The following is a 14,957-nucleotide window of genomic DNA, read 5'->3' as shown; positions in this document are numbered from 1 at the left end:
CCGATGCTCCGCATGGACTCCCTCCTCCGCCTTGCGATGCACGCACCCCAACGCCGCGCGCTGATCCGACGCGAATTGTCAGACACGCCCTAGGGGCGTGCCCGACACGCCCCACGGCGGCGGAAATAACTCGGGTGACCCGGGCCGTGGCAGCGGCGACACTGGCGCCATGACCGCCTCCACGCCCCCGCCCCCACTGCTGCGGCCGCGCGCCCTGGCGCCCGGGGACCTCGTCGTCATCGCCGCGCTGTCCGGCCCGCTGCCGGCCGCTTACGAGCCCAACGTCGAGCGGACGGTGGAGGTGTTCGAGCGGATGGGGTTCCGCGTGCGGCGGGCTCCGCTGCTCGAAGCAGGACGGCGCCACTGGTGGAGCGCGGCCACGCCGGCCGAGATCGCCGGGGAGCTCAACGCTCTTCTGCGTGATCCCGAGGTACGCGCGATCGTCGCCAGTGACGGCGGCCAGACGGCGCTCGGCTACCTCGACCTGATCGACGTCGAGGCGGTCAGGGCCGACCCCAAGCCGATCCTCGGCTACAGCGACATCTCGCTGCTGCACCTGGTGCTCCATGCGCGCACGGGCCTGGTCGGCTTCCACGCCGACATGGCCGTCCCCGGCTTCGGCGGGCACTGGCCGTACGCGCCAGCGGCACGCCAAGCAGAACTCGAGGAGCTCTACACCAGGCTGCTGACCGGTACCGGGGCGATCGGCGCGCTGCCCGCGAGCCCGTCCTGGGAGTGCTGGCGTCCCGGTCGTGCCGAGGGGCCGCTGATCGGCGGGGTGATCAACCGCATCGTGCTGGCGCAGGCGACGCCCTTCGCGCTGCCGCTCGAACGCTTCGACGGCGCGGTGCTGTTCTGGGAGGAGATGGGCGGCCTGGCATCGTACGTGTGGAGCTACCTGCAGGTGATGCGGCACAGCGGCATCCTCGACCGGATCTCCGGCATGGTCGTGGGCGTTCCACGCGAGATCGGCGGACTGGAGCCCGGCACCTCCCCGACCCTGCGCGAGATCGTCCTCGACGTCCTCGGCGATCGTGACATCCCGGTCCTGGGCAACGTCGACGTCGGGCACGCCGGCCCGAACCTGCCGCTGCCGGTGGGCATCCGCGCCGGCCTCGACGCGCAGCAGCGCACCCTGTCGCTGCTCGAACCGGCGGTGGGCCCCCGCGCGGCGCTCGACCAGTGCTGCTCCCCGGAGGTTCGTGGAGGGGGTGATCACAGCCGTGGGCGCGCATGGCAGGCTGCTGTGCATGGTGATCAGTGATGCGTCGCAGGCCGGCGACGAGGTGTTGGTCGTGTGTCCTGACCTGACGGATGCCGAACTCAACGAGTTGTTCGGCGCGTCGTGGCCGGCCCACCGGCCGACCTCCTTCGCACCGGTGCTGTCCCGCAGTCTGACCTGGATCGCGGCGCGTCGAGGTGACCGGCTGGTCGGATTCGTGAACGTCGTCGGCGACGGCGGCGCGCACGCCTTCATCCTGGACACGACCGTGCACCCGGATGAACGCCGGCAGGGGCTCGGGGTGCGGCTGGTGAGGGCGGCCGCCGACGAGGCGAAGGCGAGCGGTGCCGAGTGGCTGCACGTCGACTACGAGCCGCACCTGGAGTCCTTCTACGGTCAGTGCGGATTCCGGCCGACCGCCGCCGGGCTCATGCGGCTCTGAGGGGGCTGCCGGCGCGCGGCTACTCGTGCAGCGCCGCGGATCGTGGGCAGTTCGCGGCCCGCGGCCCGCGGCGTGGACGGGATCCGGACCTGAGCCGCACAAGGTCCGCGGCGCGGCTCTGCTGACTCGTCCATACCTGCCGACTGCCGCGCCTGGCCCGCATCATCCCGCACAAGCCGGGCCGGCACAGAAGAACTTCTAAAGATCACACCTTTCAGCAGGTGGCGAGTGATCGTCATGAACAACGGGGCAAACACTGCCTGACGCGGCACTAGCCCGCGTGCTCGCGGTCGGCCTCGGCCTTGAGTGCGGCGAAGTCCCCGACAATCTCGTGTCACATTCGGGCACCGGTCGGCGTGATCTCTGCACTGCCCGACAGGGAGGAGTCGAACGCGTGGGCACCGCTCGACGCGATCGCTGAGCGTCCCGCGGTACCGGAGCCAGTGCCGCCGAAACGGCGGTCGGGGGGGGGGGGGCCGCCCCGGGCGCGGGCCCCCCCCCCCCCCGCCGGGCCGGGGGGGGGGGGGGGGGGGGGGGGGGGGGGGGGGGGGGGGGGGGGGGGGGCCCCCCCCGCCGCGGGGGGGGGGGCGCGCCGGGCGCCCCCCCCCCCCCCCGCCCCCCGCGGGGGGGGGGGGCCCCCCCCCCGGGGGCCCCCCCCCCCCGACCGCCGTTCACCGTGCGAGCGGCGTCATGGTCTGGTGGGCGGGGGAAGGGTTCCGCCGGGGGTTGCCGGTGCCCAGGTGGGCGGGGCGGCGGCCTCCTGAGGGTCGGTCTCCCGCATCGAGACCTTCCAGCCGTCCTCTCCGGCGTTCCCGTCCAGGCGCAGGTTGATCTGTTTGACCTGCCGGGTGCGCTCGAAGTACAGCACCACGGTCTGCCGCTCCGATGCCTCGCCGTGGAACTCCGCGGTCACCGGTCCCGTCGCCCCCTCGTGAAAGGTGGTCACCCAGTTGGCCGCCGTGGTGTTCGCCTCGGCGGCCGACCCGTCGGAGGTGGCCATGGCCGCCAGCTTGCCCCGCGACCCGTCGGCGAGCCGCCACACGACCTCCTGCGTCAGCCGCAGGCTGCCGGCGGACGGGTAGCCGGTCACGCGCAGCGGTTCGTGCTGCGCGTAGTCGTCGGCGTAGCGGAGCGAGTCGCTTCCCGCGGAGAGCTGCCAGGTGGCGATCCCCACCGCCGAGACGGCGACGGCCACGGCGCCGACGGCGACGATGGTCGACGTCTTCCAGCGGCCGGCCATCAGGACGTACCCAGCGGACGGACGATCCAGAACCGCTCGACCGGCTTGCCGGCGCGGCGCTGGCGGGCCAGCGCGTCGTACAGCGTGGTCTGGTCGACCAGGCCGTGCTGGCGCAGCTCCATCTTGCGGCCGTAGCTGACCACGACGGCGGCGTGGTCGATCCGGGACTCGCCGACCCACTTGAAGAACACGAGGTCGCCGGGCTTCGCGGAGTGCGCGCCCATGATGGCCTGGGTCTGCCGGTAGCCGGTCAGGTGGGTGTAGAGGTTCTGCGCGGCGGACCAGGTGTAGCTCTTGAAGGGCTTGAAGAAGAGGTAGCCCTTGTCCCACCAGGCGTAGTCCCTGGTTCGGTTGCCCTGGCGGAATTGCATTCCGCCACCGTAGTACAGCGCCTTGGAGACGAAGTTCGTGCAGTCCTGACCGTACTCGCGGTGGACGTTGATGTTGCGCCGCGCCCAGTCGGCCGTGCCGCTGCCGTTGACACCCGCGAAGGTCGCGGTGGTCACGCCGGTCGGCACCGTGGCGGGTTCGGGCAGCGGCCAGCCGTCCTCCACCACGCAGCGGGCCAGGCGCAGGCGTCCGGTCTCGGTCAGCGGTGCGTTACGGTGTGGCATGAGGGCCTTTCTGGCTGTAGGTGCAGATGTCGCAATCCACACCGAGCCAGAAGGCCCTCACTCATTTCAAGATCACCACGCCGTGAGCCCTGTCACCAACCTCCGTGGTCAGTACACCTAGTGCTGGAAGAGCACTTCCGGATTGTCCGGCGAGGGGCCGTCCAGCAGCGGACGGTGGATCCCCTGCAGCGTCCGGTCGAAGAACGCCGTCACGTACTCACGCGTGAGCGCCACCCCGCGTTCCGGGGAGAGGGGCGGCGTCGGGAACCCGGCCTCCTCCATAAGCAGGTCCAGGTCGCTGAAACTGAAGTGGTCGGCGCCGGTGAACGTCAGCCACTTCTTGTAGCCGCCGAGGGCGGCCCAGGGCTGCTCCCACTCGCCGCCGGCCGAGTCGTTGGAGGCGGCCGCACCCAGCATGAGGAACGGCCGGTCGATCTGGCCGGGCAGCGGGTCCGGGTGGAAGGAGCCGTCCATGTTCACTCCGGCCCGTACGCGCGGGTCGGCGATCATCGTGGCGGCGGCCGCCGCTCCGCCGATGGAGTGTCCGGCCATGCCGATCTCGTGCTTGTCGATGAGGTGTGCCAGGCGCCACGCGGTGTTGCCGTGCGTCAACCGGTCGATCACGAAGGACGCGTCCCGCGCGCGGTTGGCGGCGACGGCGTCGAAGTCGAGCGCCGGGTCGTCGCAGATCGCGCAGGGCGGCGTCCGGCCGTCCGCCAGCGTCTCGCCGCTGTCCCCGAAGGTGTCGCCGACCAGCGCGACGACGTAGCCGTGACTGGCCAGGTCGGTCGCGAGCGAGGTGAGCGTCATGCGCGGGTTCTCGTAGGCGGGTGAGAGGACGACCAGCGGATGCTTGCCGCCCTGCGGCCGGGCGCCGTCGAAGGCGTGGGTGGTGACGCCGGAAAGGGTCTGCGGGGTGACGCCGGAGCTCGCCGGCAGCTTCCGGCGCTGGAGGACTCCGGCTGCCTCGGCGAGGGTCATGTACGGGGCCGGGGCCCCGGTCCCGGGGACGGCCGGGTAGACCATCGTGACGGTCAGTTGGCGCGGGCCCGACGACGGCACCCACGGGTCAAGGCGGCTCGTGTCGGTGAGGTGGATGACCTCCTCGCCGGCGGCGTAGGGGCCGGTCGGCGCGGGGAGCGTGCCGTGGAAGGCCGGCGTGGGCGCGGTGGCCGTGGCCGGTGCGGTGTTGAACGCGTGCGTGGCCGGCGGTGTGACCGACCGTGAGGCCGACGGTGAGGCCGACGGTGTGGTCGTCGTGGCGGCGAACCCGGCGCCGGTTCCGGTGACGAGGGCGGCGAGCGTCAGCGCCGCGACGGCGCTGATACGGCGATTGCGTTTCATGGGCTCGAACCTAGGGTCCGCGGCCGCGCGTCGAATCAACCCGTGGAGGCAAACCTTCCGGCGTCGTTCGTAGCCCCCGTGGGGTACCGGAGTCATACCCCGGGACCAGGTCGTGCGGCGCGACGTTCCCTGCGCCGGCATCGTCAAGCAGCCACCTGTGTCCCGGCCTGCGACGAACACGACGCCGGGCCCTACCGCAGGACGTACGACGGCAGCCCGCTCGAGGCCGCGTGGACTTCCGAGGGATCAACGGGGGCGCTCAACCGGCCCTGTTGCGTCGCCGGTTCGGGCGATTGCCGTATCCGCCCCGGCGCCGGGAGGATCCTGCGCACCGGCGCCGCCCGACGGCGCCGGGCCCGAAACGAGAGGATCGCTCCATGCGTCGCCGGTTCTTCGCCCTCGTCCTGCTGGCCTCCGCCGGGACGCTCGCCCTCGCCGTCCCCGCCCAGGCCGCCATCGGGCTCCTGGTGGTGAACGGCGTGCCCCACGAGAACCCGCAGCGCGGCTGCTACCCGGCCACCTCGCCGGTCGCCGTGGAGAACCTCACGAGCTCGACGGTCCTGGTGCACTCCGCCGCGGACTGCCGGGGCCCGGTGACGCTGGAGGTGGGGCCGGGGGAGTCCGCCACGGCCTCCGGGGCCAGCTACTTCGTCGAGTGACCGGGTTGCGTAGTTGCGGATCCGTGGCCCCGGCCGCCCGTCCCTCGAACCGCCTTACCGTCGGCTACCGGGAACCGCCGTCGTCGAGCCCGGCGATGACCCGGAGGTCCGCCTCGGACATGTCCAGGGCCTCGGCGATCAGGCGGACCAGCGGCAGGTCCGGGTTGTGCCCGCGGCGGAGCATCCGGACGGTGGACATCGACAGTCCGGCGCCCCTGGCCACGTCCCTGACCGGGATCCCGCGCAGTTCCATCAACCCGGTGAGCACCCGCCCGAACGGATGCGGCTCCGGCCGCCCGGCAGGGGAGAGGGCCGGGCCGATCACCACGTCACCGACCTTGGCCTGGAAGCGGACCAGCCGGTCGCCCGTGAACCCGACCTTCGCGACGAACGGCAGGCTCTCGCCGTCGCCGGAGACGACCGTCCCCGGGACCGACACCTCGGCGAACCTCACGGCGGGATCGCAGCGGTGGTCCCCGGTCTCCACGGGAGTTCCCGGCTCGACGCGGTCGACCCTCCAGTCGCGGTTCCACCACGGAAGGTCCCGCAGCAGCCCGTTGAAGAACGGCGGTAGGACGGTCACGTCCACCGGGTCCGGGGGATGCTTCTGGCCACCCCAGATGACGCCGGGCCAGTACGTCAGGGCCGCGATCACGTTCGCCGTCAGCGGTCGGTCGGTAGTCTCCACGGCCACACTCTCCCACCGGTGGACGGATCAGTCTCCGGCGGCCGGGGGTGCGTGGCCGCTGCTCACCCGGCCTGGCGGGCCAGTTCGGCGTTCGCGCGCTCGGTGATCAGGGCCAGCGCCCGTCCGGCGGCGGCCAGGTCCGCGTCCGGGATGCCCGCGTACAGGCGGGCCGAGATCCCGGCCGTCTCGGCGCCGGCGCGCTCGTACAACTCGCGCCCGGCCGTGGTGAGTTCGAGGCTCCCGTCCGGACGCTCGGCCAGCAGGGCGGCCGCCGTCAGCTCGCCGACGACGGCGCGCACCGCCGCCTCCGGGGCCTTGAGCGCGCCGGTGACCTCGGCGACGAGTTCGCCGGCCCCGACCGACCCGCCCGCGGCGGTGACGGCGCGCAGCGTCACGCTCTGCTCGAAGGTGGCGCCGTGGCGGGCCAGGACGCCCTCCAGGAGGGCGCGGGCGGCGTAGTGGGCCAGGGCGATGGAGCGGGGGTTGAGCGCGGGGGCGGCCACGGGGGCGGTGGCGGTGGTGGTTGCGGTGGTGGTTGCGGTGGTGGTGGTCATGGCTGGGGCTGCTCCTCGTTGTCGTCGGTGTGCGGGTCCAGCGGTACGTCGAGCAGGGCCGTCAGCTCGCGGGTGAACTCCCGGGTGCGCGGGCTGTGTTGGCCGCCCAGCGGTTCCAGCAGCTGCTCCAGCAGGCCCTGGACGACGGTGATCGCGCACCCGGTGACCTCGCGGCCCTGGTCGGTGAGCGAGAGCCGCATCGCGCGCGGGTCCTTCGGGTCCCGGGTGCGCTCGACCAGTGCGGCGGCCTCCAGGGCGCGGGCGAGCTTGGAGACGTAGAGGGCCTCCAGGCCGGTGTGGTCGGCGAGTTGGCGCTGGCTGGGGCGCTGCCCGGTGCGCGCCAGGCCGTACAGCGAGCCCAGCAGCGCGTACTGGGCGTGGGTCAGGCCCAGCGGCGCCAGGGCCCGGTCGATGGCGGCCCGCCATTTCATGGACAGGCGCCAGACCAGGAATCCGGCGGTGGCGCTCTCGGCTGCTTCGCTCATGACGGATACTGTACATGGCTACTATGTCCATGGCTACTGTTTTCGCGGGCCGGGCCGGGCCGGGGGCCGGGCAGGGCAGGGGGCTGCGGCCCCTTCCGTTGCGCCCGGCGCGGTCGGCGGCACGCGATCGGGAATGCGGCGGTGCGCCGTGACCGGGCGGGGCCGCCCTGCGGCCTGCACCCGTGGGAGGGTGCGGCCGAGGCGGGGGCGCGTGCGTCGTCGCCGGGCGCTCACGGCGGGGGCCGGGGAGGCAGCCGCGAAGGCCCGCACCGGTACGGGCCTTCGCGACTCCCGGTGACGGGGTTACCCCCGCCCGGCCCCACCCCTACGCCGGGGCGCGGTGGTTCACCCGAACGGGATTCGTAGGCCTGGGGCGTTGTCGGACGCGCCCTGGCGTTCCCGCACCCGCCGCAGGCCGAGGTCGGAGACCTCGCCGAGGTGGCCGAGCTTGTCGGGGTTGGACACGGAGTGCAGCGCCCGGATCGCGCCGTCGACGATGTGCAGTTCCAGGACGGAGGTCACGCGCCCCTGCGGGTCGTAGGAGACGGCGCCCGGGCGGCCGTTGACCAGTGCCGGGTGCAGGGTGATGCCGAGTTCGCGGCTGCGGCCGAAGCCGAAGGCGAGCAGCTGGGCGACGCGCTCCTGGCCGGCGACCGACCTGCCGACCGACTGCGCCTTGCCGCCGCCGTCGCCGTGGAAGACCACGTCGGGGGCGAGCAGGTCGAGGAGTTGGGTCAGGTCCCCGCCGGCGGCCACCGCGAAGAAGCGGCGCGCCAGTTCGTCGCCCTCCGCCCGGCGGGCCGTGGGTGCCGGGGCCTGGGCGTCGCCCGCGGCCAGGCGCTTGCGGGCCCGGGCCAGGATCTGACGGCAGTTCGCCTCCGACTTGCCGGTCAGCTCCGCGACCTCCGGGTAGCCGTAGCCGAAGGCCTCGCGCAGCAGGAACACCGCCCGCTCCACGGGGGAGAGGGCCTCCAGCATCAGCAGCAGGGCCATCGACAGCGAGTCGGCCAGTTCGGCGTGCTCGGCCGGGGCGTCGCCGGGGCGCTCGGCGAAGGCGACGACCGGCTCGGGCAGCCACTCGCCGACGTAGGACTCGCGCCGCACCCGCGCCGAGCCGAGGTGGTTGATGCCCAGGCGGGTGACCGACGTGGTCAGGTACGCCTTGAGGTTGGTGACGGTGGTGCCCGCCCGCTGGGCGCGGGTCAGGTTGAGGAAGGTGTCCTGGACGAGGTCCTCGGCGTCGCCCACCGAACCCGTCATGCCGTAGGCGATGGAGAACAGCAGCGGCCGGTACCCCGCCGCCTCCGTCGCGCCCGCCGCTGCTGCCATGGCCACTCCGTCCCGTCCCGGCGCCGCCCCGGCCCCGGGGTGGCGCGCGTCACCGCGGGCGGCTGTCACAGGCCGCCCGGCCGCCCTGTCCCAGAGGGCAGCAGCGGACAACGTACCGAGGAGAACGAACACCATGAACCCTGCCCTGTGGACCGTCACCGCCCTGCTGGCCGCCGCCTACCTGCTCGGCGGCGCCTTCAAGGTGCTGGTGCCCAAGGAGCGGATCGCCGCCGCCGGGCGCAGCGGCCGCTGGGTCGAGGATTTCAGCGCGGCGGGGGTGCGGGCGATCGGCGCCCTCGAGGTCCTGGCCGCCTTGGGCCTGGTGCTGCCCGCGCTGCTGCACGTCGCGCCGGTGCTGGTGCCGCTGGCCGCGCTCGGCCTGGTGCTGATGATGGCCGGCGCGGCGGCGGTGCGCCTGCGGCGCCGGGAGTACCCGCTGGTGGCGGTGGACGCGCTCTACCTGCTGCTGGCGGCCTTCGTGGCCTGGGGCCGGCTGTGACGGCAGGCCTGCCTCAACTGGCCTGCGGCGGGCCCTTGTAGGGTGCGCGGATGGAAGACCTGGACCTGGGGGCGGCGGTCTGGCCGCCCGTGCCGATCCGCACCGAGCGCCTCGTGCTGCGCGGGAGCCGGGAGGGCGACCGCGCGGCGTTCGTCGACCTGCTCTCCTCGCCCGAGGTGCACACCTACCTCGGCGGGGCCCGGCCGCGCGAGGAGGTCGAGCGCGAGCTGCCCGGGGCGCCCGAGGACCGGCCCGGGACCTTCGTCGCCGAACTCGACGGGGCGATGGTCGGCCTGGTCCTGCTCCGGAGGGCGAGCGGCCACCACCGCCCGGCCGCCGCCGGCGCTCTCGACCTCGGCTACCTGTTCCTGCCCCGGGCCTGGGGGGCCGGCTACGCCGCCGAGGCGTGCACGGCGGCCCTGGCCTGGCTCGCCGGCGTGCTGCCCGGCGAGCCGGTGGTGCTGGCCACCCAGAGCGCCAACACCGCCTCGATGCGGCTCGCGGCCAGGCTGGGCTTCACCGAGCTGGAGCGCTACCGGGCCTGGGATGCCGAGCAGTGGCTCGGCATCCGCCCCCCGACGCCCGGCGCCTGACCCCGTCGGTGCCTGAGGCGTCAACGCCCTTTCAGCGCAGGCCTGTTGCACCCCTGGCCGCCCCTGGCCGGCCCGGCGGGGCGGTGCCGCTTGTTCAGTCCAGCAGCGCCGCGACCGCCGGCACCGGCCAGTGGCCGGCGGCGCCGGGGCGGGTGGCGAGGTAGCCGGCGGTGCGCCAGGGGCCCCAGGTGTGGGATTCGGCGAGGCCGGCGGCCAGGGTGCGCAGGTAGGCGGGGGAGGGGGCGGCGCAGGTGGCGCCGGCCAGGCCGGTGGGGGAGGTGAGGGTGAGCACCGGGCGCCCCCGAAGTGCTCCCACGTGCAGGAGGGTCTCGTAGCGGCCGGGGCCGAGCCGGTCGCGTCCGGTGGCCAGGACCCGGGTGAGGTCGAGGTCGGTGCCGGGGCGGCGGTGTATCTCCTGGGCGGCGACGTCGCCGAACTGGCCGGCCGTGACGAGGTAGGCGCGGCAGGGCACCCGTCCGGGCGCGGCGGGGTCGTAGAAGGCGGTGGCGCCGCCCCAGGTGGCCGAGTGCCCGGCGAAGTACACCGTGCCGGGCAGGGTCAGGGCGGCGCTGGCGCGCGGCGGGCGCCGGTCGCGGCAGCCCGGGCAGGTGCGGGCCGCGCCGTCCGGACGGCCGCCGCAGAGGTAGCAGGAGAAGCGGGCGGCGTGCAGGTTGGACCCGTACGCCGCGTACCACAGGAGCCGGTCCCGGCCGCCGCCCCGGCCACCGCCGCCGCGGCCGCCGGTTGCGGCGCACACCGAATTCACAGGAGACATCCGCACGGAAAGGGACGGCGGCAGCCGCCCGCACCCACACGAGAATGACGTGCACAGGTCGAGAATCCGACCGAAACCCCCCGATTCGGTAGTCGACCCCTCACTACCTGTACCGTTCCGGTCGCCATGGTGTTCATCACTCTTCCCTCCGTCGTCACGCCCCTCCGGTGTCCGCCGACTAGCCTTCACCATCGAAAACGCTCGAAAAACCTCGAAATGACATTCGATTCGTATCGGTGCCTGAGGAAACGGCATCGATGATGAGAATTCCCTTTGACCGCGCCTGCGCTGCATCCAGCCGACTCCCAGCGGAGTCATGGTGAGTGGGCGCCTCCCACCGGGTGACCCGGACGTCACCGCACGTAGCAGGCGATGCGCGCCCTCCCAGGAATACGGAGCCGAGGAAAACCACCCCATGGACGCACGGCACGACACGGCCGGCCCAGCCACGCTGCACCGCCCCCACCCCGGGCAGGCGGCGGGCTGGCCGGTGGCCCAGCCCGCCCACCCCCGAAGCCTCCTGGACGTCATCGCCGCCACGGCCGACGCGCACCCGCACGCGCCCGCCCTGGACACCGGCGACACCGTCCTCGACTACAGCACCCTGATGCAGGAGGTCGACGCCCTCGCCGGCGTCCTGGCCGGCCACGGCATCGGCACCGGCGACCGGGTGGGCGTGCGCATCCCCTCCGGCACCGCCGACCTGTACGTCGCCATCCTCGCCGTGCTGCGCTGCGGCGCCGCCTACGTCCCGGTGGACGCCGACGACCCCGACGAGCGCGCCGAGATGATCTGGCAGGACGCCCGGGTCTGCGCCGTCGTCGGCGCCCAACGCCGCCTGTTCGCCGGCCCCACCGCCCGGCCCTCGGGCCGCCCCGCCTGGCCCACCCCCGCCGACGACGCCTGGATCATCTTCACCTCCGGCACCACCGGCCGCCCCAAGGGCGTCGCCGTCACCCACCGCAGCGCCGCCGCCTTCGTCGACGCCGAGGCCCGGATCTTCCTGCGCCACCAGCCGCTGGGCCCCGGCGACCGCGTCCTCGCGGGCCTGTCGGTGGCCTTCGACGCCTCCTGCGAGGAGATGTGGCTGGCCTGGCGCCACGGCGCCTGCCTCGTGCCCGCCCCCCGCTCCCTGGTCAAGGCCGGCACCGACCTCGGCCCCTGGCTCCTCCAGCGCCGCATCACCGCGATCTCCACCGTCCCCACCCTGCTCGCCCTGTGGCCCCAGGAGTGCCTGGACCAGGTCCGCCTGATCATCGTCGGCGGCGAGGCCTGCCCGGCCGAACTGGTGGAGCGCCTGGCCGTGCCCGGCCGCGAGTTCTGGAACACCTACGGCCCCACCGAGACCACCGTCGTCGCCACCGCCGCCCGCCTGCTCCCCGGCCAGCCGGTACGCATCGGCGCACCCCTGGACGGCTGGGAGATCGCCGTCGTCGACCCCAACGGCCACCCCGTGCCCTGGTACGAGAGCGGCGAACTCCTGATCAGCGGCATCGGCACCGCCCGCTACCTCGACCCCGCCAAGGACGCCGAGAAGTACAGCCCCCACCCCGCCATCGCCTCCCCCCGCGTCTACCGCAGCGGCGACCTGGTCCGCAACGACCCCGAGGGCCTGGTCTTCCTCGGCCGCGCCGACGACCAGATCAAACTCGGCGGCCGCCGCATCGAACTCGGCGAGATCGACGCCGCCCTCCAGGCCCTGCCCGGCATCCGCGCGGCCGCCGCCGCCGTCCGCAAGACCCCCGCCGGCGCCGACCTGCTGGTCGGCTACCTGGTCGCCCGACCCGGCACCACCCCCGACCTGGCCACCGCCCGCCAGCACCTGCTCGAACGCCTGCCCGCCCCCCTGGTGCCCGTCCTGGCCCTGGTCGACTCCCTGCCCACCAAGACCTCCGGCAAGGTCGACCGGAACGCCCTGCCCTGGCCCCTGCCCACCACCGGCACCACCACCGGCGGCGGCGGCCCCGCCCAGCCCCTGGACGGCACCGCCGGCTGGCTCGCCGCCCAGTGGGAGCGCCTGCTCGGCACGGCCCCCGCCGGCGGCGACGACTTCTTCGCCCTCGGCGGCTCCAGCCTCACCGCCGCCCGCCTGGTCTCCGAACTGCGCACCCGCCACAGCGGCGTCTCCGTCGCCGACCTCTACGCCCACCCGGTACTCGGCGACCTCGCCGGCTACCTCGACTCCCTCGCCCCGGCCCCGCGGGCCCAGGCGGCCGCGGCCGGGCCGGAAGCCGCCGCGACCACCACCACGCCCCGCACACCGGTGCGCCCCACCCCGCGCAGCGCCGCCCTCTGGCAGACCCTGATGCTGCTCGCCATGTTCGGCCTCTCCGGCCTGCGCTGGATCATCGTCCTGATCGCCGCCGACAACCTCATGGGCCCCGGCCTCCCCTGGGCCCCGCACAGCTCCTGGTGGCCCGTGGCCGCCGGCGCGCTCCTCTTCTTCACCGCCCCCGGCCGCACCCTGCTCGCCGCCGCCGGCGCCCGCCTGATCACCGCCGGCATCCGCCCCGGCAGCCACCCCCGCGGCGGCCACGTCCACCTGCGACTGTGGGCCGCCGAGCGCTACACCGCCATGTTCGGCACCGGCAACCTCGCCGGCACCCCCTGGGCCGTGCGCTACGCCCGGATGCTCGGCTGCCGCGTCGGCCGCGACGTCCACCTGCACACCGCGCCCCCGGTCACCGGCCTGGCCCGGATCGGCAACGGCGCCAGCCTCGAACCCGAGGTCGACATCGCCGGCTGGTGGCTCGACGGCGACACCCTCCAGCTCGGCCACCTCGACATCGGCGAGGGCGCCGCCGTCGGCCACCGCGCCACCGTGATGCCCGGCGCCCGCATCGGCGCCGGCGCCCAGATCGCCCCCGGCTCCTGCGTCACCGCCGCCGTCCCGCCCGGCGAGCACTGGCACGGCTCCCCGGCCCGCCCCTGCACCGAGGCCCCCACCCCCTGGCCGGCCCACCCCGCCAAGCGCTCGCGCGCCTGGAAGCCCGCCTACGGCGCCGCCTTCGCCGTCTTCGGCCTCCTGCCCGTCCTGGCCGCCCTGCCCGCGCTGTCCATCCTCTACCCGCTGGTCGACCACGACCGCACCCTGCCCGCCGCCCTGCTCCAGCTGCTGCCGCTGACCGTGCCACTGGCCGTCCTGACCCTCCTGTGCCACGCCGCGCTGATAGCCCTCCTGATCCGCCTGCTCTCCCTCCCGCTGCGCCCGGGCTTCCACCCGGCCACCGGCGGCGTCGCGTTCTGCGCCTGGGCGGTCTCCCACCTCGGCGACGGCGCCCGGCGCACCCTGTTCCCCTTCTACGCCGGCCTCCTCACCCCGGTGTGGCTGCGCCTGCTCGGCGCGAAGATCGGCCGCCGGGTGGAGGCCTCCACCGTGCTCGCCCTGCCCGCCCTGATGCGGGTCGACGACGGCGCCTTCCTCGCCGACGACACCCTCGTCGCCCCCTACGAGCTGCGCGGGGGCTGGCTGCACCTGGGCCGCTCCCACGTCGGACGCCGCTCCTTCGTCGGCAACTCCGGCATCGTCGGCCCCGGCCGCTCACTGCCCGACAACTCCCTGGTCGGCGTGCTCTCCGACACCCCCGCCCACGCCCCCGAGGGCTCCTCCTGGCTGGGCCGGCCCGCCTTCGCCCTGCCCCGGGTGGCCGCCGCCGGCGGCGAGGACCGCACCTACAACCCGCCCAGGCGCCTGATGTGGGCCCGGGCCGGCGTCGAGGTCTGCCGCCTGCTGCCGGTCGTCGTCGCCGCGATCCTGGCCGACCTGGTCTTCGCCGCCCTCCAGGCGCTGCGCGACGACTACGGCCTGGGCACCGCCGCCGCCGCGGCCGGCCTGGTACTGGTGGCCGCCGCCGCGGCCGCGTGCGCGGTCACCACCCTCGCCAAGTGGCTGCTGGTCGGACGCTTCCGGGTGTCCGAGCACCCGCTGTGGTCCTCCTTCGTATGGCGCAACGAGCTCTACGACACCTTCGTCGAGGAACTCGCCATGCCCTTCGGCGGCGCCGCCATGACCGGCACCCCCTACCTCAACCTGTGGCTGCGCAGCCTCGGCGCGAGGATCGGACGCGGGGCGTGGTGCGAGACCCACTGGCTGCCCGAGAGCGACCTGGTCACCGTCGGGGCGGGCGCCAGCGTCAACCGCGGCACCGTGCTGCAGACCCACCTGTTCCACGACCGGGTGATGCGGCTGGGCCCCGTCCACCTGGGCGCCGGCTCCACCACCGGGCCGCACTCGATCGTGCTGCTCAACTCCTCCCTCGGCGACGACACCACGGTCGGCCCGGCCTCCCTGGTGATGCGCGGCGAGAACGTCCCCGCCGCCACCCGCTGGCTGGGCAACCCGGTCGCCGCCTGGAACGCCGACGCCACCCCGCCGGCCGGGCGCCGCGCCGCCCGCGGCCGCCGCCGGGCCGCCGCGCGGTAGCCCGCACGGACCAGCCCGCGCACCGGCGGTGCGGCCACGGATCCCCCCGCGGCCGCACCGCCTGCGCTGCGCCCGGACCCGGGAGAGGAA

The 14,957-nt window shown here is 74.6% G+C and carries 14 protein-coding genes; 6 read left to right on the top strand and 8 right to left on the bottom strand.

What is annotated here, in order from left to right; translation table 11 throughout:
• The first annotated feature begins 169 nt into the window (after positions 1–169).
• Both ACIQWA_RS31165 and ACIQWA_RS31160 read left to right on the top strand, forming a co-directional pair.
• Positions 170–1,264, top strand: a complete 1,095-nt coding sequence (locus tag ACIQWA_RS31165) for an LD-carboxypeptidase (RefSeq protein WP_402487842.1) — start codon at positions 170–172, stop codon at positions 1,262–1,264.
• Positions 1,251–1,664, top strand: a complete 414-nt coding sequence (locus ACIQWA_RS31160) for a GNAT family N-acetyltransferase (protein WP_402488004.1) — start codon at positions 1,251–1,253, stop codon at positions 1,662–1,664. Before ACIQWA_RS31165 ends, ACIQWA_RS31160 begins: the two co-directional genes overlap by 14 nt.
• Before the next feature lie 688 nt (positions 1,665–2,352).
• On the opposite strand, the gene ACIQWA_RS31155 is transcribed toward ACIQWA_RS31160, so the two are convergent.
• From ACIQWA_RS31155 to ACIQWA_RS31145, 3 genes are all read right to left on the bottom strand, one after another.
• Complete coding sequence (locus ACIQWA_RS31155) at positions 2,353–2,904, bottom strand: hypothetical protein (RefSeq protein WP_402487844.1); 552 nt, start codon at positions 2,902–2,904, stop codon at positions 2,353–2,355.
• Positions 2,904–3,518 (bottom strand): amidase domain-containing protein, encoded by a 615-nt coding sequence (locus tag ACIQWA_RS31150; protein WP_402487845.1) that lies wholly within the window; start codon positions 3,516–3,518, stop codon positions 2,904–2,906. The genes ACIQWA_RS31155 and ACIQWA_RS31150 overlap by 1 nt, the downstream gene beginning before the upstream one ends.
• A gap of 117 nt (positions 3,519–3,635) precedes the next feature.
• Positions 3,636–4,862 (bottom strand): alpha/beta hydrolase family protein, encoded by a 1,227-nt coding sequence (locus ACIQWA_RS31145; protein WP_402487847.1) that lies wholly within the window; start codon positions 4,860–4,862, stop codon positions 3,636–3,638.
• Between the two features lie 377 nt (positions 4,863–5,239).
• Between ACIQWA_RS31145 and ACIQWA_RS31140 the strand changes: the two genes are divergently transcribed.
• The gene (locus ACIQWA_RS31140) at positions 5,240–5,521 is read left to right on the top strand and encodes a hypothetical protein (protein WP_402487849.1); all 282 of its coding nucleotides are present in this window, start codon (positions 5,240–5,242) and stop codon (positions 5,519–5,521) included.
• 64 nt (positions 5,522–5,585) lie between these two features.
• On the opposite strand, the gene ACIQWA_RS31135 is transcribed toward ACIQWA_RS31140, so the two are convergent.
• The 4 genes from ACIQWA_RS31135 to sigJ all read right to left on the bottom strand — a co-directional run bounded on the left by ACIQWA_RS31135 (position 5,586) and on the right by sigJ (position 8,577).
• Complete coding sequence (locus ACIQWA_RS31135) at positions 5,586–6,209, bottom strand: helix-turn-helix domain-containing protein (protein WP_402487851.1); 624 nt, start codon at positions 6,207–6,209, stop codon at positions 5,586–5,588.
• Positions 6,210–6,271: 62 nt separating this feature from the next.
• Positions 6,272–6,763, bottom strand: coding sequence for a MarR family transcriptional regulator (locus ACIQWA_RS31130; RefSeq protein WP_402487853.1), 492 nt, complete (start codon positions 6,761–6,763; stop codon positions 6,272–6,274).
• Complete coding sequence (locus ACIQWA_RS31125) at positions 6,760–7,248, bottom strand: MarR family winged helix-turn-helix transcriptional regulator (protein WP_402487855.1); 489 nt, start codon at positions 7,246–7,248, stop codon at positions 6,760–6,762. The genes ACIQWA_RS31130 and ACIQWA_RS31125 overlap by 4 nt, the downstream gene beginning before the upstream one ends.
• Positions 7,249–7,593: 345 nt before the next feature.
• The gene (gene sigJ, locus ACIQWA_RS31120; RefSeq protein ID WP_402487856.1) at positions 7,594–8,577 is read right to left on the bottom strand and encodes an RNA polymerase sigma factor SigJ; all 984 of its coding nucleotides are present in this window, start codon (positions 8,575–8,577) and stop codon (positions 7,594–7,596) included.
• 133 nt (positions 8,578–8,710) lie between these two features.
• Between sigJ and ACIQWA_RS31115 the strand changes: the two genes are divergently transcribed.
• Positions 8,711–9,076 (top strand): DoxX family protein, encoded by a 366-nt coding sequence (locus tag ACIQWA_RS31115; RefSeq protein WP_402487859.1) that lies wholly within the window; start codon positions 8,711–8,713, stop codon positions 9,074–9,076.
• Between the two features lie 50 nt (positions 9,077–9,126).
• Positions 9,127–9,669, top strand: coding sequence for a GNAT family N-acetyltransferase (locus ACIQWA_RS31110; protein WP_402487861.1), 543 nt, complete (start codon positions 9,127–9,129; stop codon positions 9,667–9,669).
• Between the two features lie 94 nt (positions 9,670–9,763).
• Here ACIQWA_RS31110 and ACIQWA_RS31105 read toward each other — a convergent pair whose 3' ends face one another.
• Positions 9,764–10,426, bottom strand: coding sequence for a histone deacetylase (locus ACIQWA_RS31105; RefSeq protein ID WP_402487863.1), 663 nt, complete (start codon positions 10,424–10,426; stop codon positions 9,764–9,766).
• Between the two features lie 433 nt (positions 10,427–10,859).
• Here ACIQWA_RS31105 and ACIQWA_RS31100 point away from each other — a divergent pair, with 433 nt between their 5' ends.
• A complete protein-coding gene (locus tag ACIQWA_RS31100) occupies positions 10,860–14,867 on the top strand; it encodes a Pls/PosA family non-ribosomal peptide synthetase (RefSeq protein ID WP_402487865.1) in 4,008 nt (1,335 codons plus the stop codon).
• The last annotated feature ends 90 nt before the right edge of the window (positions 14,868–14,957 follow it).

Origin of the sequence: Kitasatospora sp. NPDC098652 (assembly GCF_044760155.1) — a bacterium.
In the GTDB taxonomy this organism is placed as follows: Bacteria; Actinomycetota; Actinomycetes; order Streptomycetales; family Streptomycetaceae; genus Kitasatospora.
The sequence above is the reverse complement of the archived record's forward strand: the minus strand, read 5'-3'. Positions and strand labels throughout refer to the sequence as shown.

Coding starts and splice junctions, on each gene's coding strand:
- ACIQWA_RS31155 (WP_402487844.1), bottom strand. CDS start 2,904: ATGGCCGGCCGCTGGAAGACGTCGACCATCGTCGCCGTCGGCGCCGTG.
- ACIQWA_RS31145 (WP_402487847.1), bottom strand. CDS start 4,862: ATGAAACGCAATCGCCGTATCAGCGCCGTCGCGGCGCTGACGCTCGCC.
- ACIQWA_RS31160 (WP_402488004.1), top strand. CDS start 1,251: ATGGTGATCAGTGATGCGTCGCAGGCCGGCGACGAGGTGTTGGTCGTG.
- ACIQWA_RS31110 (WP_402487861.1), top strand. CDS start 9,127: ATGGAAGACCTGGACCTGGGGGCGGCGGTCTGGCCGCCCGTGCCGATC.
- ACIQWA_RS31140 (WP_402487849.1), top strand. CDS start 5,240: ATGCGTCGCCGGTTCTTCGCCCTCGTCCTGCTGGCCTCCGCCGGGACG.
- ACIQWA_RS31115 (WP_402487859.1), top strand. CDS start 8,711: ATGAACCCTGCCCTGTGGACCGTCACCGCCCTGCTGGCCGCCGCCTAC.
- ACIQWA_RS31130 (WP_402487853.1), bottom strand. CDS start 6,763: ATGACCACCACCACCGCAACCACCACCGCAACCACCACCGCCACCGCC.
- sigJ (WP_402487856.1), bottom strand. CDS start 8,577: ATGGCAGCAGCGGCGGGCGCGACGGAGGCGGCGGGGTACCGGCCGCTG.
- ACIQWA_RS31150 (WP_402487845.1), bottom strand. CDS start 3,518: ATGCCACACCGTAACGCACCGCTGACCGAGACCGGACGCCTGCGCCTG.
- ACIQWA_RS31165 (WP_402487842.1), top strand. CDS start 170: ATGACCGCCTCCACGCCCCCGCCCCCACTGCTGCGGCCGCGCGCCCTG.
- ACIQWA_RS31125 (WP_402487855.1), bottom strand. CDS start 7,248: ATGAGCGAAGCAGCCGAGAGCGCCACCGCCGGATTCCTGGTCTGGCGC.
- ACIQWA_RS31100 (WP_402487865.1), top strand. CDS start 10,860: ATGGACGCACGGCACGACACGGCCGGCCCAGCCACGCTGCACCGCCCC.